Origin of the sequence: Bifidobacterium sp. A11 (assembly GCF_000499185.1) — a bacterium.
Lineage (GTDB): Bacteria > Actinomycetota > Actinomycetes > Actinomycetales > Bifidobacteriaceae > Bombiscardovia > Bombiscardovia mizhiensis.
This window is the reverse complement of sequence record NZ_AWUO01000002.1, coordinates 189,445-207,382: the sequence shown is the minus strand read 5'-3', so window position 1 is coordinate 207,382 and position 17,938 is coordinate 189,445. Positions and strand designations below refer to the sequence as shown.

The window sequence follows — 17,938 nt, the reverse complement described above, 5'->3', positions numbered from 1 at the left end:
CAGGTGGGGTAACGGTATGCTAGTAGGCGCATCAACTCCGTAGGAAAGGGTGAGCGTGGATTTCCAAGTCTGGCCGGAGGCCATCGAGCTCGGGCGCCTCTTCGCCGAGCAGGGATATGAACTGGCGTTGGTAGGGGGTCCTGTACGCGATCTGCTCCTGCACCGGCCCTCCCATGACCTGGACTTCTGCACCTCGGCCCGGCCCGAGCAGTTCGAGCCCATCCTGCGTCACTGGGGGTCGGGCTTCTGGGATATGGGGCGCAAATTCGGTACCCTGGGCGCGCTTCGCCGGCGTCCAGACGGCACCGAGGTCAAGGTGGAGGTGACCACCTACCGGCGAGACACCTACGATCCCGACTCCCGCAAGCCCGAGGTGGACTATGGGGACAACCTTGAGGGCGACCTTTCACGGCGTGACTTCACCGTCAACGCTATGGCTCTGCGGGTGCCCGACCTGGTCTTCGTAGACCCCTACCGGGGGGCCAACGATCTGGCCAAGCAGGTGCTGCGGACCCCGGTGGATCCCCGCCAATCCTTCGATGACGACCCCCTGCGGATGATGCGGGCCGTGCGGTTCGTGGCCCAGTTGGGATTCACCATCGCACCGGAGACAGCCGAGGCCATCACCCGCATGACCGAACGAATCAGCATCGTTTCGGCCGAGCGGATTCGCGACGAGCTGACCAAGCTCATGCTGGCCGACCACCCCGTCCGGGGCATCGAAGCCTTGGTGCAGTCCGGCTTGGCCGACATCGTTCTACCCGAGATCCCAGCCCTGCAGCTGGAGATCGACGAGCATCACCGGCACAAGGACGTCTTCGAGCACACCCTGATGGTGGTGGACCGGGCCATCGCCCTGGAGACCGGACCTGACGGACCTGTGCCTGCTCCGGACCTGACCCTGCGTCTGGCCGCCTTGCTGCACGACATCGGCAAGCCCGCCACCAGACGCTTTGAGCCCGGTGGCAAGGTGAGCTTTCATCATCACGACGCGGTCGGGGCCCGGTTGGCCCGCAAGCGCCTCAAGGCCCTGCGCTTCGACCACCATCTGATCGCCGACGTCTGCGATCTGATCTCCATGCACCTGCGTTTCCACGGCTATGTGGACGAGCGTTGGACCGATGCGGCCGTACGCCGCTACGCCCGGGAGACCGGTCCGCTTTATGAGCGGCTCAATCGCCTGACCCGGGCCGATGCGACCACCCGCAACAAGCGCAAGGCTCAGGTCTTCTCCTCCGCCATGGACGAGTTGGAGGACAGGGTGGCTCAACTGCGTCGGCAGGAGGATCTGGATGCCATCCGGCCCGACTTGAATGGACAACAGATCATGCAGATTCTGAACCTCAAGCCGGGACCGCAGGTGGGACGCGCCTATCAGCACATGCTGGACTACCGCCTGGATCAGGGCCCGGTCGACCAGCAGACAGCCGAGCAGGAGCTGCGGGACTGGTGGCAGAGCCAGAGCTAGGGCCAGGCCTGGTCCGCCTTCTGCAGGTTCGGCTGCCGCCGGATTATATGTGGAAGATGCTTGCCGGGTCATCAGGTGCCAGGCTGGTATTGGCTGTGATTGTTGTGTGGCCCGGACTGTTGCTTACTTGTGTGAAGTGTTCATGCTGTCTGTCGTGCGGGCCTGCTTTTGGCGGCTTTTGGCGGCTATGGCGGCTCCTGCAGTGAGCAGTCCTGTGGCGAGCAGAAGGAGCATGCCGTCGCCTCCGGTCAGGGGCAGGCTGGCGATGGCCAGGTACCGGTAGGTGTTGCCCTTGTCGGTTTCCTGCTGTTTGCCGTCCTGGGTCCAGTCGATGGCCACGGGCACCAGCCCCGGCGTGTAAGGGGGAGTGGTCACCTTCCAGGTGCCGTCGGGGCTGGGCTTGAGGTCCTTGCCTGCGGCGAGGCACGTGCCCTGCTCCTGATTCTGGCCGAAGCATACGCTGGTGGTCTGCGGCTCTCCGGGGAAGCCGACCGGTCCCGGCCTGTTGGCCGGCCAGGCGTTGGAGGGGGCGCGCCCCAGCTGACCGTTGCCGTTGTTTCCCCAGGTGTAGAGCTGGCCGTCGGAGCCGATGGCTGCGGAATGATACCATCCCACGCCGGATTGTTTCCAGGCGAATCCCTTGGGCGCCCCCTGGGGCTTGCTGACCAGGGTCGGCGTCTGCCGGTCGGTGGTGGTGCCGTCACCCAGCTGGCCGCTGATGTTCCATCCCCAGGCGTACAGGTTTCCATCGGATCCGGAAGCTACAGAATCACCGTCGCCAAGGCTGGGTTGTGCCCAAGTGAATCCATTGGACTTCGCGATCTGAATTGGCGTCTGCCGGTTGGTGGTGGTGCCGTCGCCCAGCTGGCTCTCGGAGTTTCTTCCCCAGGTGTACAGGCCGCCGTCGGAGCCGATGGCCGCGGAGTGATGTTCGCCTAGGCTGGCTTGTGTCCAGATGAATCCTTCTGGCGCTCCTTGGGGCTTGCCGATTTGCACTGGCGTCTGCCGGTTGGTGGTGGTGCCGTCGCCCAGTTCGCCGTACTGGTTGTCTCCCCAGGTGTAGAGGCTGCCGTTCGAGCCGATGGCCGCGGAATGCCAGCCGCCTAGGTTGACCTGTTTCCAGGTGAATCCTTCAGGTGCGTCTTGGGGCTTACCTATCAGGACTGGTCTGTTCTGGTTGGTGGTGGTGCCGTTGCCGAGCTGGCCATATTCGTTGTACCCCCAGGTGTAGAGGCTGCCGTCTGAGCCGATGGCTGCGGAATGAAAGCCACCCAGGCTGACCTGTTTCCAAGTGAATCCTTTGGGTGCCCCATCGGGCTTGTTGACCAGGACTGGTCTGTTCTGGTTGGTGGTGGTGCCATCGCCCAGCTGGCCACTGCCGTTGTCTCCCCAGGCGTACAGGTTGCCGTCTGAGCCGATGGCTGCGGAATGCCAGCCGCCGAGGATGACCTGTTTCCAGGTGAACCCGTCCGCCGCACCCTGAGGCTTGTTGACCAGGGCCGGCCTGCTCCGGCTGGTGTTGGTGCCGTCGCCCAGCTGTCCGTCGTCGTTGCCTCCCCAGGTGTAGAGGTTGCCGTCTGAGCCGATGGCTGCGGAATGGTTGTAGCCCAGTCTGATCTGGTTGAATCTGATGCCTCGCTGTGCGGGCGGAGTCAGGGTCACCTCGGTGCCGCCGGTCTCGGGCCCATGGTCCGGGCTGATGGACCAGTGCTGCGTGTCTTCCCTGGTCCAGTGGGCGGTCAGGGTGGTGTCATGGGTGACTGGTTGGCTGAAGTCGTAAGCGACATCGCCTTGGAACCAGCCGTCGAACAGGCAGCCTTCGGCCCTCGGGTCCGGGTAGGGGCGTTCCGCCTGCCCGTCCTGGGTGACGGACTGGCTGGGGGGCATGCCCGTGGGGGCGGGGCAGGAATCGTTTTTGGAATTGAAGCCGACTTGGTATTGGGGGGCGATGTACGTGTATTGCAGGTGATCGTCCGGCTGCGGCCCGTTCCGGCTCCAGCCGACCGTCACGTCCACGCCCCCCGGCTCATGCTTGGGCGTGGATGCCTGCCAGGTGCCGTCTTGGTTGGCCGTGATCCCTGTGGCCTTGGCCTGGCCGAACAGGACGCTAGTGGGAGTGAGGGCGCCGGGGAAGTTGACCATGCCCGGCCTGTTCCAGCTGGTGGTGGTGCCGTTGCCCAGCTGGCCGTTGCCGTTGACTCCCCAGGTGTAGAGGTTGCCGTCCGAGCCGATCGCTGCGGTATGGTTGCATCCTGGGATCGTGTATTTCCAGGTGAACCCGGCGGGTGCGCCTTGAGGCTTGTTGACCAGGATTGGCCTGCCCCGGGTGGTGTTGGTGCCGTCCCCCAGCTGGCCGTTTTCGTTGCTTCCCCAGATGTAGAAGTTGCCGTCCGAGCCCAACGCCTCGGTATGCCAGTCGCCTAGGTTGACCTGTTTCCAGGTGAATCCGGCGGGTGCGCCTTGGGGCTTGTTGACCAGGGTCGGCGTGTGCCGATCGGTGTTGGTGCCGTCGCCCAGCTGGGTTCTGTAGTTTTGCCCCCAGGTGTACAGGTTGCCGTCCGATCCGATTGCCGCGGAATGCTGCCAGCCTATGCTGACCTGTTTCCAGGTGAATCCGGCGGGTGCACCTTGGGGCTTGTTGACCAGGGTGGGCGTGTGCCGGTCGGTGGTGGTGCCGTCGCCCAGTTGGCCGCTGAAGTTCCATCCCCAGGTGTAGAGGTTGCCGTCCGAGCCTATAGCTCCGGAATGATTGCAGCTAAGGCTGGCCTGTTTCCAGGTGAATCCTGCTGGCGTGCCTTGGGGCTTGTCGACCTTGATCGGCCTGGTCTGGTTCGTGGTGGTGCCGTTGCCCAGCTGCCCATACTGGTTGTTTCCCCAGATGTAGAGGTTGCCGTCCGAACCGAATGCTGCGGTACTCAAGTCGCCTAGGGTGAATTGTTTCCAGGTGAATCCTGCTGGCGTGCCTTGGGGCTTGTCGACCGGGGCCGGTGTGTTCCGCTTGGTGGTGGTGCCGTCGCCCAGCTGGCCGCGGCCGTTTTGGCCCCAGATGTAGAGGTTGCCGTCCGAACCGAATGCCGCAGAATGGTCCCAGCCTATACTGACTTCTTTCCAAATGAATTTTTCCGGCGTGCCCTCGGGCTTTTTGACATGGACTGGTGTGGACCGGTTGGTGTAGGTGCCGTCGCCCAGCTCGCCGGCGCCATTGTCTCCCCAAGTGTAGAGGTTGCCGTCCGAGCTGATGGCCGCGGAATGAAGGCCGCCCATGCTGAGCTGGCTGAGTCTGATGCCGCGTTGCGCGGGCGGGGTGAGGGTGACCTTGGCGCCCCCGGCTATGGGCCCTTGGCTGGGGCTGATGGCCCAATGGCCGTCTCCCTTGGTCCAGTGGGCGGTGAGGGTGATGCTACCGGTGACGGGCTGGGTGAAGTCGTAGGCGACGTCGCCTTGGAACCAGCCGTCGAACAGGTATCCGTCCCTGGTGGGGTCGGGGCTGGGCCGACTGGCCTGGCCCCCGTCGGGGATGGTTTGGCTGCCAACGCTGCCGCCGCCTGCTGTATTGAAGCTGACCGTCCAGGCTGCGTAGGACCGGGCCTGGGCGCCGGCAGCATCGCCGGCAGTGTCGAGCGTGGGTGAGGAAGGTATCGGGGTCGTGTGGCTCAGGGGTGAGGACGCTGGCAGGGGTGAGGACGTTGGTGGTGAAGACGTTGGTGGGGAGGACATTGGTGGGGAGGAGGACGGCGATACGGCCTGCGGGCTATCATCCCCCTGCTGTTTATCTAGGGTGGTGGGCGTGGCTGCTCCGGATGGGCTGCCGGTGCTCCCGGCCAAAGCGGGTGTGCAGGACAGGGCTAGGAGAAAGGCTAGGGCGGCGGCTGCCATGCCCGAACGTTGACGCATGATGAGTCGACCCCCTTCTTCGCAGAGTCTGCTACAACATCCCCCAGACATCGCACTCAAAACTGCACCAAAAAGCTGTACTAAGAAACTGTATCAAGCGCGCAAACACCCACCAACCAAGGGTATTACACTCCCTACCATACCACGGGTGCAAACGCCTCCGGTTGAAGGTTCTACAACAGCCGGGTCCGCGCTCCTGGGCGGGATGCCAGGCCGGCAACATTGCTGCGGTGTCAGGCCTTGGGAGCCTTGGGCAGGTTCTTCAGGGAGGAGGGGTCAGCCAGGCAGCCTTTGATGGCTTTGATGTTACGGCCTACGACAGAGGTGCTGTCCTCGTCGTTCAGATCGGTAAAGGTTGCCCCGATGACCACATCGATCAGATCGTCGCTGCGGTCGTCCATGACCAGAACGGCATCGTTGAATTGGGACCCCACCGTGTAGCCGCGATCAATGGCCGAGGCGCCAAAGCGTATCTGGGTGCGCGCTGTCTCGGTCTTGCCCGGATAGTCTGCCACATCCTGCATGTTGAATCCCCGATTGCGCAGGGCCGACGCCAGGGCAGTGGCCAGACCGGACTTGTTGGTTCCGTTGAGCACCCGCACACGGATGTCGGGGTGGTTGACCAGCTTGGACTTGTCGGGCGGACAGGGCACGGCGACCCCATAGTTGGGTTTGGCGATGGTGGCGTGTTTGGCGGTATGCCCGATGGATCCGAAGATGATCAGACCACAGATGACCAGGATGACCACTAGGGCGCTGACGGCTATAGTGAAGACCATCTTCTGCCGCCGTCGTACGAACTGCCTGCGGGCCTCGCGTTCGTCGAGTGGTTCGGGATTCGTCATGTTGCCTACTCTACTGTCCATGGGTGACTCGCAGGGGAACCATCCTGGGCAGGACTGGCGAGTCAGCCTCAATGATTCGGTCCACGGCATTCTGCTCCCGCCAGAGTCTTATCAGTGTTGCCGCCTGGTCCAAGTGAGGAACCATAGCCACCACCGATGGGCCAGATCCCGAGACGAAAGCTGGCCCTGCTCCTGCCCGCCGGGCCAGATCCAGAGCCAGGAGCGAGCGTGGGTGAAGAGCGCAGGCGGTTTTTTGCAGGTCGTTCAGGTCGCCGGGGCTGGGGCCGATCGCGTCGAAAGCCTTGTATACCTGGGCCGTGCTCAGCTGATCTTCATAGGCGCCGATCAGCAGGCGGCCGGTCAGTCCGGCATTGCGCAAACTTCGAGCTTCTGCGCCAGCCGGATCCAAAGGCTCCAGAACCTGGCCGAAACCCGAGCCGTGGCTGAGACCACCATGCAGGCAGAAGGGCAGGTCTGCGCCCAGCCCGGCGGCGATCTCATCCAGTTCAGCTGCGCTCAGCCCGAGCTCCCAGAGCCGGTTCAGGCCCAGCATGGTTCCGGCCGCATCCGTGGAGCCCCCGGCCAGACCGGCACCCACCGGTATTCGCTTAATGATGCGGATGTCCACATCCGGCTGGTGCCCGGTGGCCTGGGTCATGGCTAGGAGGGCCTTGACGGCCAGGTTTGCATGGGGATCAGCGTCATCGTCAGCCAGATCACCCAGATGCTCGCCCTCCATGTGCAGCCTGAAACCGCTGCCAGGTTCTCTTGGACGCAGCTCCACTCTGTCCAGGATGCTTACGGCGCTGTAGATGGTGTCCAAGCGGTGACGGCCACCCCAGTCCGCCCGGGCGGGTCCGACCCGAAGCAGCAGGTTGATCTTTGCCGGGCAGTCCAGGGCGATCCCCTCCCTGCCGACAGCCGGGCTCACGCGGCCACCTCGCGGCCGGCCCGCTCCAGGGCGGCGAATTCCGCAATGGTCATGGTCTCTCCACGTCGGCTCGGATCGATACCTGCCACTTTGAAGGCCTCGGGAGACACCAGGCCCTTCAGGGCAGCATGCAGGGTCTTGCGGCGCTGGCCGAAGGCAGCGTCGATCAGAGCGAAAACCCGAATCCGCGTTCGCTCGTCCTCGCCGATGTGTCCTTCCTCGTTACGGACAAAGCAGACCAGTGCCGAGTCGACATTGGGAGCAGGCCAGAAGACGTGACGTCCGATCCTTCCCGCTTGGGTGGCACGGCCGTACCAGGCCAGTTTCAGGCTGGGGGTGCCGTAGACCTTGGAACCCGGGCCAGCTGTCAGACGATCCGCCACCTCCTTCTGGACCATGACCAGGAACCGGTTCAGATTGGCGAACCGGGCCAGGAGGGTCAGGATGATGGGAGTGGCCACGTTGTAGGGCAGGTTGGCTACCAGGGTCAGGTCGTCGGTTCTGCCCGCGTCGCCTGCCAGCTGAGGAGTCAGGGTCAGGGCATCCCGGTTGATCACGGTCAGCCGATCCAGGGCTTCCGGCATGCGTTGGCTGACGGTCTGAGGCAGGCGCCGGGCCAGCCCGGAGTCGATCTCGTCGGCGGTCACCAGACAGCCTGCCTCCAGTAGCCCCAGGGTCAGGGATCCCAGACCTGGACCCACCTCCAAGACGGACTGACCGGGTTTCACCTCTGCCAGGCGGACGATCCTGCGTACAGTGCCTGGATCGATGACGAAGTTCTGGCCCAGGCGCTTGGTGGGATGGATGCCGGCCTGGTCGGCAATGCGTCGGATATCGGCGGCACCCAGAAGGCGGTCGTTCTCGGTTTTCGTGTTCATGTCGGTTCGCTGCTCGTGAATGTAGTAGGGAGTCAGTACCAGTTGTACTGTTCCGAGTGGCGCCAGGCCGTGCTGGGATTCCCGTATTGTTGGGCGATATACCAGAGGCCCCAGTCGATTTGGATGGCAGCATCGTCATGCCAGTTGGCACCGAACTGGCTCATTTTAGAGCCCGGCAGGCTTTGGGGGATGCCGTAGGCACCGGAAAGGTTTTCGGCATCCCATTGCCATCCTGATTCTTTGTTCCAGAGTTTCACCAGGTCTGCGAACTGCGAACCTGTCCACCCGCGCTGCGCAGCTGCTCCCGAGGCATAGGTCTGGGCAAGCTCTGCGCTGGCATGCCAAAGGCCGCTTGGAGATGGACTTGGTGCTGGCGACGGGGCTGGTGTGTTTTCGTTCTGGCTCGGGGGGTCTGGTTTGGGCGTTGTATTCGAGCCTGATGGTTGTGATGTCTGCGAGGGCGTGGTAGTTGTCTTTCCCGACTGCGCATCCTTGCTTGGCGAGGAGCTTGGAGAGGAGGTGTCCTTGGCGTGATCGGACCCCTTGTCCTTGGACTGCTGCCCGCTGCTCTGCCCCTCCTTTGGCTTGTCGGGGCCGACGGCCACCACCTGATCCACTGGCATGGCCACGGTCTCCTCCTTGACGACCTGCTCCGATTCTGCCTGTCCGTCCACATAGGTGACCTGGATGGTCTGCAGACGCTGGCCGGCTACGCCCTCCTGTCGGATCTGGGTCTGGCCTGGTGCCAGGTTCGGGTCGACCACGGTACGTGTGGCAAAGGCCAGGGGGATGGTCTTCTGGGTGTTCCCGTGGGTGACCCGTCGGACACGCAGAACGGTGGCGCCCTGGTCGTGCTCCACACTGACCCGGTCCTCCTTGCCCAGCACGATGCCCTTGGAGTCCAGGATGGAGGCAGCCGGAAGCTTGCCGTCAGGGGCCACCGAGGTCTTCCCGTCGGCCACGACCGTGACCGGCCCCGCCTGGTTGATGACCAGACCGCCAGTCAATTGGTTGTAGACGTTGCCTATATCCACGGTGACCTTCATAGCCTGCTTGCGGTTCTCCTCGAAGAATCCCAGCAGCTGGTCCATGCTGGTGGCTGTGGTCCAGAAAGGCACTCGCTGGCCCTGGATGACGATGGTGGTCTGATAGGCAGAACGCACAGTGACTGCCGCATGGTTGTTCAGCTGGCCTCCGGAGGTGGAATCGACCAGGTCGTGGGTCTTGACCTTGATTCCCTGCTGGCGCAGCAGGCCGTCCACGCTGTAGGCGTAGGTGGTCACCGTTTTGGTCTGCCCGTTGACGCTTAAAGCTACGCTCTTGCGTGCAGTGATGCCGAAGGTCAGGACCATGGCCAGAACGACCAGGAGCGCGCATGATGCCACGCGGATCCTTCTGAGCATGACAAAACGCCGCGGCGTCCAGCGTCTGGCCATGTGCTCGCCTCCCCGTTCCTGCCTTGTCTGTACCTGGCAATTCTAGCGGCGCGGGCATGGAGCCAAGCCAGACAATCCGCAAGGTCGGGCAAACATCCACATTTGTCACAGACGGGTGGCAACAAAAAAGCCGACCTGGCCGTCATCGGTCAGTCGGCTTCTCAAGACCCGGGCCCTGGGCCGGCGGATCAACGTCAAGAGGACGGGAATGAAGGGGAATGATCCCGTCCTCGAATACGAACGGAGATGGTTGGGGAAAAAGCTCCGTTCGTACTTCGGAGAACGAGCCTCCGAAATGACTTACTCGAGGGAAGTATTTGTAATTATCCAGGTAATGTCCATTATTATAGCCTGTCCCGAGACAAAGCTGAATATGTGGAATAGGGGGGTTCATTCCTGGCGTAGAGCCTCCTGTCAGAGTCGAACTGACGACCTGCCGCTTACAAGGCGGCTGCTCTGGCCAACTGAGCTAAGGAGGCGGTCCCGGTGGTCCATTACAGCTCCGATACAGCTTCGGGCCGCGGTACGGAATGATATCGTACCATCACCATGCCACCAAGGGGACGCTGGACGCGAAATTTCTCTCGTCCTGCCAGGTTCAGTCCAGCGAGCGCGGTTGGCCGGAGGCGCCGATGGCGGGCATGGTGCCCTTGACGCCCATCTTTGACTGGTCCAGACCCAGAGCCTTGAGCAGGCCCGAGCGGTAGTCCAAGCCCGCCTGGGACAGGTTGCCCAGCTCCCAGTAATTGCCGTTGATGCGGACCGTGGGCGTGGTCATCTGCCCCTTGTTGGATCCGGAGGGATTCCAGAGCTCCTTGCGCAGGGGCGTATAGGCGTCCATGGCCTTGATCCAAGCCCGGTAGTGGCCCTTGACCGCCTGATCGGCAACCTTGGGATCAACCCCGGCCTTGATGGCCTGTTGGCGGATCTTGTCGTTGCTGATGGGGTGGTAGTCGGACTCGTCTGGCTGGAAGTCCTTGGCGTAGAGATTGGCGATGAAGGGCAGCAGGTGGTCGGGGTCGTGTTGGGCCACGTAAATGGTGGCCGTGCCCGTCCTGGTTGAGTAATTGTCGGTGGAGAGCCGATCCATGAAGCTCATGGGGTAGATGACCAGGTTGATCTGCCCGGCATCAACCAAGCCGGTCAGGGTGGAGTCCAGCCCGCGATGCAGGGCGCCGCAGCCTGGGCACATGAAGTCCATGTAAATCTCTACGGTCGGAGCCTTGGCCACCGGCTTGTTAAGCCCCTGGGAACTGATCAGGAAGCCACCCTGGTCATTGGCGGCCGAAGGCTTTTCCTTGACCTTTGCGACGGCCTGGCGGGCCTTTTCCAGGTCCTGGGTCTTGACCGGACGATGGCTGCGCCAGTAGAGGAATCCGCCCAGAGCGATCAGTGCGATGAGCGCCACAGTGACGATGACGCCGATCATGGTCTGCTGGCGGCGCTCCTTGGCCTCCTGGAGCCGCCGGGCCTCTTCCTGGGCCTTGAGCGCGGCCTTGCGGTTCTGCTTGCCCTTGGACATGACCTGGATCCTTTCCTTGGCGTACTGAGCATAGTGTAGCCGCCAGGGGTGGAGCGCGACCTTAGGCGCGCAGGAGGTGGATGGGGGCCCAGTCCATGGACGGCTGTGTGATCAGTCCGGCCAGGAGGACGGCAATAATCACCAGCCAGATCAGGAGCAGGATCCACCTGCGACGGGGGTTGCCCGGCGCCGTGGGATTCTGGCGGCCCATGGGGATGCGACCCGCCGCCAGCCGCAGGACCATGTTGCCGCTGTTGGCCTTGGGGGCAGAGCGGTTCTGCGTCGGCAGGGTCGTCAACAGCCAGCCTGCCAGCGTCGCCAGGGCCATGGCCAGTCCGCCGACGGACAGGGGCCTGGCCGCTGGCAGGGGGAGGGTCAACAGGTGTTCGCCCAAGGTCAGACCTGCGCGGACGGTGGTGAGGGCGCCCGCCCAGGTCAGCGGCAGAGCGACCAAAACTTGGACAAGGATCATGCCCGGCAGGCGCAGCAGGGCGGCCGCCAGGCCCTTGAGCAGGTGCCAGGGGAGGGCGGCCGCGTTCAGCAGACGGTCGGTGCTCCGCCGAGGGCCGTCGCGGCGCAGCTCGCGTTCGATCTGGGCTTTGATGCTCCATCCGGCAGTGCTCAGGGCCCAGAGAAGGATTCCGGCGGTTGCCATGGCCGAGACCGGAGCCAGTGCTGTCAGCAGGGCAGGGAACATTCCCAGCATGACCAGGCAGGGGGTTCCGGCCTTGAGGTAGCGCAGGCGTCGCGTCTGGGCAGGGGGCTGGTCTCCCAACCAGTGGGCGTTTGCGTCATTGCCGTATCCGCTGGGTAGGGGCTGTGCCGGCGGTAGCGGATCCTGAACGGTGGTGGTTTGGAGATCTTGACGATCGGCTACAGGCTGGAGATCCTGCCAGGTCTGCGTCTGCTCCTGCTGCTCCTGGGCTGCTGGAAGGGGATTCAAAAGGCTGGTGGGCTGTTCCGAGTCGGGCATAAGGGTCGTCTGCTCATCGGTCCCCTTATCTGTCGGAGGTCGTGACCAGGCCGTCCGCGGACTGTCTGGATCGGCCTGGGTGATCGGCGGCATGGGCATGGTGGCCGGCTCAACGACCATGGTGGGCGCGTCGGCCTGCCCCTCAGCCTCCGAAGAGTCGCCGCCAAAAGGGCGCATCGCCCCCTGACCGCTCTTGCTGGGTTGCTGATCGTCTTGCTCCCCTTGCCAGGCCTGCGGATCCATGGCGTCCTGGCCGATGGCCGCCAGGAGCTCCTCGGGCGTGCAACGCGCACTCCTATCGGGGGAGAGGGCCGAGCGCAAGGCTCTCATGGTGCCGGTGGGAAGTCCGGACAGGTCGGCATTGCCCGAGGCCTCCCGTTCCAGGACCGCCATCATGGGTTTGTCGCCGAAGACCGCACGTCCGGTGGCTGCATAGGCCAGAACAGCGGCCGTGCTCCACCAGTCGGTTCCCTGGTCCGCCTCGGCTCCATCGATGATCTCCGGGGCGATAAAGCCGGGGGTTCCCATGACCAGCCCGGTCCGGGTCACATGACTCTGCCCCTGGCCCATGGCGATGCCGAAGTCCACCAGCACCGGGCCCGAGACCGAAATCATGACATTGGTGGGTTTGATGTCCCGGTGGACGATGCCCGCCTGGTGGACGGCTGCGACGGCATCGGTCAGTTTCCGTGCCAGCCGTTCCAGGTCGTCGCCCCGATAGGGGCCGTTGACGGCCACGTCGTCGCGGAGGTTGCGCCCCTCGATCAGTTCGGTCACGATGAAGGCCAGGGCATCATCTAGTTCCATATCCACGATCCGGCAGACGCCCGGATGACGGATCCGTTGCAGGGCCAGGGCTTCGCGTCGCAGGCGTTCGCGGGCCGAGGCGCGGTCGCGTTCGTCGGAGCTGTCTGGAGATACCTGCTCGTCCTCCTCCAGGGATTCCCGCAGGATCTTCATGGCGTAGTCCTGGCCCCCGCCATCCCGCGCACGCCAGACAGAACCCATGGCGCCGCCGCCCAGGGGCTCAATCAGGGTGTAGCCCCCGACCAGCCGTCCCGGCTTCAGATCCAATCCCTCAAGATCGCTCATATCTCCATTGTGCTCCGACTGCTTGAAAAGGACCTGATTGTTGCCTCCTGCTGTTTCGCGGCCTCGGCCGCTGGGAATCTGGCAGCCTGATCGGAGCCAGCGGCATAATGCATAAACAGGCGTTGATACAATATTATCGTTGGGGAAACATCCGAATATCAAGAAAGAAGGGGCTTCATGGAAGCTTCGCGCTTTGAAAAGGGATCTGAGGCCTTGGCCGCTATTGACGGCAAGGGTGGTCAGGCCGTCATTGACTCTCTCCAGGATATAGCGCCGGACCTGGGCCGCTGGATTGTCGAATTTGCCTTTGGCGACATATACACCCGGAAGGGACTCGATCTTCAGCAGCGTGAACTGGTCACCATAGGCAGTCTGGTGACGCAGGGTGACACGGCTCCGCAGTTGGCCGTTCACATACAGGGAGCCTTGAATGTGGGGCTGAGCAAGGCGGCCGTGGTCGAAGCCATACTCCAATGTGCTCCCTACGTGGGATTCCCGCGGGTCATCAACGCGATCAACGTGGCCAGGACGGTCTTCGAGCGCGACGCTGAGGATTCCGACAAGTCCAAGGATTGAGTCGGCAAGGGTTCACACGTCGGATTCAGACCCTGGTGTATAGTGGGCACTGGCTCAAGGGAGAGTTTCTCTTAACCACAAAACAGAAAACCGTCGCATGGCCATACCGATGTCGGTGTTGACCCCGGGACGGAAACCACAGTGAACATCAACCCCTTCACTACGGATCGTTCGGCACGTACCTGCCGATGAAAGGATGAATAATGGCAGAAGTGGTATTCGACCACGTCACTCGTATCTACCCGGGCAACGATGAGCCCTCGGTCAGTGACCTCAGTCTGGACATCAAAGACGGTGAATTCCTTGTTCTGGTAGGGCCTTCCGGCTGCGGAAAGTCCACCACCCTGCGCATGTTGGCCGGCCTGGAGGAGGTCAACAAGGGCCGCATCATGATTGGCGACAAGGATGTGACGACCATGCAGCCCAAGGACCGCGATATCGCCATGGTCTTCCAGAACTACGCCCTTTACCCCCATATGACCGTGGCCGACAACATGGGCTTCGCCTTGAAGATCGCCGGCACCCCCAAGGATGAGATCCGCCAGCGGGTGGAGAAGGCCGCCGAGGTGCTGGATCTGACCGAGTACCTGGATCGCAAGCCCAAGGCTCTGTCCGGTGGTCAGCGTCAGCGTGTGGCCATGGGTCGCGCCATTGTGCGTCAGCCCAAGGTCTTCCTGATGGATGAGCCCCTATCCAACCTGGACGCCAAGCTGCGTGTCCAGACCCGTACCCAGATTGCCGCCCTGCAGCGTCAGCTCAACGTCACCACCCTGTACGTGACCCACGATCAGACCGAGGCTCTGACCATGGGCGACAGGATCGCCGTCATCAAGCTGGGCGTCCTGCAGCAGGTGGGTGCGCCTACCGAGCTCTACGATCGGCCTGAGAACGTCTTTGTGGCCGGCTTCATCGGCTCGCCCTCCATGAACATCAACATCCACCCCGTGGTCAACGGGCAGGCCAAGATCGGTGAGGACACCATCAGCCTGCCGCGCGAGGCCGTTGACAAGTTGACTCCTGACGACCAGGGCAAGATCGTCGTGGGCTTCCGTCCCGAGAATGCTTCTCTGGCCGGTGCCGACGATCCGGATGCCTTCTCCCTGAAGGTGGCCAACGTGGAGGATCTGGGCTCCGACGGCTACATCTACGGCAACATTCTGACCGACAACAGCGCGGCTGAGCAGGCCATCGTCATGTCCGATCAGAACAAGCTGACCACCATCCGCGTCAACCCGCGTGACCTGCCCAAGGTGGGCGACGTGGTCAAGATCCACATCGATCCTGAAAAGATGCATCTGTTCTCTCCGGCCAGCGAGCTGCGGCTGAACTGAGTATTCCTGTGACCCTGCGGTTTGGCCACGGTTTCCCGCCGACCCGCAGGGCCCGTATCGATCATTGATATCATCTCCTTTCCTTGTTGACCGGGTGACCAGGAGCCCCGCGCGGCGCATCCGTGCGGGGCTCTTCCCGTATAGGATGGGCGGCGATGGGATGGATGAAGCATGACTAGCGTGAACATCAACCGGGCAACGGCCTCCTCTCTGGACCCTCGTGCCCTGAAAGCCACCTCGATAAAGACCACGGCCGATCCCTCCTCCGAGCAGGAGCCGGCCGCCCTGCATATCACGGCCACCAGCTCCAACCCCAGGATGTTCACCCTGCCCTGGGAGCGGCCGCTGGCTACCTGGCCCCGGGATCTGCTGGCCAACCTGCCCAGAGGCATCTCCAGGCACGTGGTGCGCTTCGTCCACGTGGGCGACGATGTCTACGCCATGAAGGAGATCACCCAGCGTGTGGCCGAGCGTGAGTACGAGCTCCTGCGCAAGCTGCAAAAGCTGGAGCTGCCCACGGTCAATCCCATAGCCGTGGTTACCGGTCGGCACACTCGCGAAGGGGAGCCCCTTGAGGCCATGCTGGTCACCCAGCACCTGAAGTTCTCACTGCCCTACCGTGCCCTCTTTGCCCGCAACCTGCGTCCGGACACGGCCGAGCGGCTGATCGATGCTCTGGCGGTTCTTCTGGTAAGGCTCCATCTGGCCGGTTTCTACTGGGGCGATGTCTCCCTGTCCAATGTGCTCTTCCTGCGTGATGCCGATGCCTTCTCGGCCTTCCTGGTCGATGCCGAGACCGGCGATCTGCACCCCAGTCTGACCGACGGCCAGCGCGAGTATGACATCGACCTGGCCAGGACCAACATCATCGGCGAGCTCATGGATCTGGATTCCGGTAACCTGCTGGCCGGCGAGGTGGACGAGGTCGGCGTGGGCAACCGGCTGGTGGATCGCTACCACTCCCTCTGGAGTGCCCTGACGGACGTGGACAGCTTCGATCCGGACGAGATGTGGAAGATCGAGCGCCGCGTCAACCGGCTCAACGATCTGGGCTTCGACGTGGACGAGCTGGAGATGAAGACCGAGGAGGATGGCAACCGGGTGCTGGTGCGCCCCAGGGTGGTCGATGCCGGCTACGCCTCCCGCAAGCTGCTGAGGCTGACCGGTCTGGATGTGCAAGAGAACCAGGCCCGGCGGTTGCTCAACGATCTGGATGCCTACCGGGCATCCACCTGGCGGCAGGGCGAGGACCTGGAGATTGTGGCCACCGACTGGATGCGCGAGGTCTTCGAGCCTACTGTGCGTATGATCCCGCCGGAATATCGCTCGCAGATCGAACCAGCCCAGTTCTTCCATGAGGTGCTGACCCACCGCTGGCTGATGGCCGAGAAGGCCGGCCACGACGTGCCCATGGCCGAGGCCGTACAGAGCTACATCAGCGAATCCCTGCCCGAGTACCGGTTGGATTCCGAGGACATGAAGACCATCAACGAAGAGGCCGACGCCGGGGTGGTCGACGACGAGATGCACTGGCAAGGTGCGCATGCTCAGACTGGTCAGGGCGAACAATCCGTCCATGATGGGACCGGCAAGGACGCGGATGGCAGTGACATGAACATCCAAGCCAATGCTGGAGGCCAGGCCAAAGCAGACACTCAGACGGACCGTGACCAGGCTGGCGAAGAGGTACCGTCGCAGCCGGTCTTTGAGGACGCGAATGGTGGCCGAAACTCACTGCGATCGGTCTACGCCCCCGGCAGCCTGGATGCGGCTGCCGACCAGGACGATCAGGATGACGCGGTCTGGGCCTCCAGCTGACTGATTCGTTTGTGCGGCAGGGGTTTGCTGCACGCTGGCTTTTGTGTGTAGACCCTTGCCGTTTGGGCCTGTCTGTTTTCAGGTTACCGGTGCCTGCCTGGGGCTATTTGGCTTGGCTGGCGGATCGTCGGCGTGCCATGGCTACGGCGTAGAGACTGATACCGGCCGCAACCGAGGCGTTCAGGGATTCCACCGAGCTGGAGATGGGGATAGAGGCAAGGGCATCGCAATTCTCCCGGACCAGGCGGCTCAGCCCCTTGCCCTCGGATCCGAGGACCACCACCAGGGGATCGGTCTCGAAGCCGGTCTCGCCTACTATGGCGCTGCCTGAGCCGTCAAGACCGACCGCATAGTAGCCGCGCTCCTTGAGCCCTTGGATGGCCTTGGTCAGATTGACCACACGGGCCACGGGCAGGTGGGCGGCGGCTCCGGCAGACACCTTCCAGGCTGCGGCTGTGACCGAGGCGCTGCGGCGCTCGGGCAGAACCACACCCGAGGCTCCGAAGGCCGCGGCTGAACGGATGACAGCCCCGAGATTCTGCGGATCAGTCACTCCGTCCAGGGCGATGAACAGCGGGCGGGCGGCAACCTTGGTCGCCTGGTCGGCCCCGTCTAGGGCGGCTGCGTGCTTTTCGGCCCTGTCGACCAGGCTCTGCAGGGAGGCGTACTGGTAGGGCTGCACCTTGAGGACCACACCCTGGTGGTTGCTGGACCGGGCGATGCGGTTCATCTCCAGACGGTCGGCTTCCAGCAGGTTGAGTCCCTCCTGCCCGGCCAGCCGCACGATCTCCCTGGTCCTGTCGTCATGGTCCATCCGGGCGGCCAGATAGAGCTGGCTGGCCGGGACTCCTACACGCAGGGCTTCCAGGACGGCGTTGCGGCCGATGACCAGATCGTCGGAATCAGAGGTGAATCGGTCGGCCCGGCGGCGGGCAGCCAGACGTGGATCGGCCGCCTGCCTGCGCTGAGCCGCCTGCCGGGCCTTGTAGGCCTTGTGGTAGACGCGATCCTCAGCCTTGGGGGTAGGCCCCCGGCCGCGCAGTTTGTTGCGGTGTTTGCCGCCCGAACCCTTGGTCGGGCCTTTCTTGTTAGCCATGTCTTCAGTGTAAAGGCAGGCGGGAACCGGTCAGCTGTCTGTCGGACTCAATCTTGGCAGTGGCGAACGCTCACTGTA

Annotated in this window: 11 protein-coding genes, 1 tRNA gene and 1 pseudogene; 4 read left to right on the top strand and 9 right to left on the bottom strand. The window is 63.3% G+C overall.

Annotation, left to right across the window (positions count from 1 at the left end):
* The first annotated feature begins 55 nt into the window (after nucleotides 1–55).
* The gene (locus P273_RS0103480; RefSeq protein ID WP_024627099.1) at nucleotides 56–1,468 is read left to right on the top strand and encodes a CCA tRNA nucleotidyltransferase; all 1,413 of its coding nucleotides are present in this window, start codon (nucleotides 56–58) and stop codon (nucleotides 1,466–1,468) included.
* Between the two features lie 123 nt (nucleotides 1,469–1,591).
* Here the strand turns inward: P273_RS0103480 and P273_RS09495 are convergent, their stop codons facing one another.
* From P273_RS09495 to P273_RS0103440, 8 genes are all read right to left on the bottom strand, one after another.
* A complete protein-coding gene (locus P273_RS09495; RefSeq protein WP_172637238.1) occupies nucleotides 1,592–5,362 on the bottom strand; it encodes an InlB B-repeat-containing protein in 3,771 nt (1,256 codons plus the stop codon).
* 233 nt (nucleotides 5,363–5,595) lie between these two features.
* Nucleotides 5,596–6,207 (bottom strand): LytR C-terminal domain-containing protein, encoded by a 612-nt coding sequence (locus tag P273_RS0103470; protein WP_029676096.1) that lies wholly within the window; start codon nucleotides 6,205–6,207, stop codon nucleotides 5,596–5,598.
* A 10-nt stretch (nucleotides 6,208–6,217) separates the two neighbouring features.
* Entirely contained in the window at nucleotides 6,218–7,138 is a 921-nt protein-coding gene (locus P273_RS0103465; RefSeq protein ID WP_024627097.1) for a 4-(cytidine 5'-diphospho)-2-C-methyl-D-erythritol kinase, read from the bottom strand.
* Nucleotides 7,135–8,016 (bottom strand): 16S rRNA (adenine(1518)-N(6)/adenine(1519)-N(6))-dimethyltransferase RsmA, encoded by an 882-nt coding sequence (gene rsmA, locus P273_RS0103460; RefSeq protein ID WP_024627096.1) that lies wholly within the window; start codon nucleotides 8,014–8,016, stop codon nucleotides 7,135–7,137. Before rsmA ends, P273_RS0103465 begins: the two co-directional genes overlap by 4 nt.
* A 32-nt stretch (nucleotides 8,017–8,048) precedes the next feature.
* Entirely contained in the window at nucleotides 8,049–9,452 is a 1,404-nt protein-coding gene (locus tag P273_RS0103455; protein WP_024627095.1) for a G5 domain-containing protein, read from the bottom strand.
* 405 nt (nucleotides 9,453–9,857) lie between these two features.
* Nucleotides 9,858–9,931: transfer RNA gene (locus P273_RS0103450), tRNA-Thr, on the bottom strand.
* A 119-nt stretch (nucleotides 9,932–10,050) separates the two neighbouring features.
* A complete protein-coding gene (locus tag P273_RS0103445; protein WP_024627094.1) occupies nucleotides 10,051–10,974 on the bottom strand; it encodes a thioredoxin domain-containing protein in 924 nt (307 codons plus the stop codon).
* 61 nt (nucleotides 10,975–11,035) lie between these two features.
* Nucleotides 11,036–13,039 (bottom strand): serine/threonine-protein kinase, encoded by a 2,004-nt coding sequence (locus P273_RS0103440; protein WP_024627093.1) that lies wholly within the window; start codon nucleotides 13,037–13,039, stop codon nucleotides 11,036–11,038.
* A gap of 177 nt (nucleotides 13,040–13,216) precedes the next feature.
* Between P273_RS0103440 and P273_RS0103435 the strand changes: the two genes are divergently transcribed.
* The 3 genes and pseudogenes from P273_RS0103435 to P273_RS0103425 all read left to right on the top strand — a co-directional run.
* Entirely contained in the window at nucleotides 13,217–13,615 is a 399-nt protein-coding gene (locus P273_RS0103435; protein WP_024627092.1) for a carboxymuconolactone decarboxylase family protein, read from the top strand.
* A 203-nt stretch (nucleotides 13,616–13,818) separates the two neighbouring features.
* The gene (locus tag P273_RS0103430; protein WP_024627091.1) at nucleotides 13,819–14,946 is read left to right on the top strand and encodes an ABC transporter ATP-binding protein; all 1,128 of its coding nucleotides are present in this window, start codon (nucleotides 13,819–13,821) and stop codon (nucleotides 14,944–14,946) included.
* Nucleotides 14,947–15,117: 171 nt separating this feature from the next.
* A pseudogene (locus P273_RS0103425) lies at nucleotides 15,118–16,470 on the top strand (DUF4032 domain-containing protein); the annotation flags it as partial.
* A 397-nt stretch (nucleotides 16,471–16,867) separates the two neighbouring features.
* On the opposite strand, the gene rlmB reads toward P273_RS0103425, so the two are convergent.
* Nucleotides 16,868–17,860, bottom strand: coding sequence for a 23S rRNA (guanosine(2251)-2'-O)-methyltransferase RlmB (rlmB, locus tag P273_RS0103420; RefSeq protein ID WP_024627089.1), 993 nt, complete (start codon nucleotides 17,858–17,860; stop codon nucleotides 16,868–16,870).
* Nucleotides 17,861–17,938: the final 78 nt, after the last annotated feature.

What these genes read in the sequence shown, in the direction of transcription:
- P273_RS09495 (WP_172637238.1), bottom strand. Translation starts at nt 5,362, where the DNA reads ATGCGTCAACGTTCGGGCATGGCAGCCGCCGCCCTAGCCTTTCTCCTA.
- P273_RS0103470 (WP_029676096.1), bottom strand. Translation starts at nt 6,207, where the DNA reads ATGACGAATCCCGAACCACTCGACGAACGCGAGGCCCGCAGGCAGTTC.
- rsmA (WP_024627096.1), bottom strand. Translation starts at nt 8,016, where the DNA reads ATGAACACGAAAACCGAGAACGACCGCCTTCTGGGTGCCGCCGATATC.
- P273_RS0103455 (WP_024627095.1), bottom strand. Translation starts at nt 9,452, where the DNA reads ATGGCCAGACGCTGGACGCCGCGGCGTTTTGTCATGCTCAGAAGGATC.
- P273_RS0103445 (WP_024627094.1), bottom strand. Translation starts at nt 10,974, where the DNA reads ATGTCCAAGGGCAAGCAGAACCGCAAGGCCGCGCTCAAGGCCCAGGAA.
- P273_RS0103440 (WP_024627093.1), bottom strand. Translation starts at nt 13,039, where the DNA reads ATGAGCGATCTTGAGGGATTGGATCTGAAGCCGGGACGGCTGGTCGGG.
- P273_RS0103435 (WP_024627092.1), top strand. Translation starts at nt 13,217, where the DNA reads ATGGAAGCTTCGCGCTTTGAAAAGGGATCTGAGGCCTTGGCCGCTATT.
- P273_RS0103430 (WP_024627091.1), top strand. Translation starts at nt 13,819, where the DNA reads ATGGCAGAAGTGGTATTCGACCACGTCACTCGTATCTACCCGGGCAAC.
- rlmB (WP_024627089.1), bottom strand. Translation starts at nt 17,860, where the DNA reads ATGGCTAACAAGAAAGGCCCGACCAAGGGTTCGGGCGGCAAACACCGC.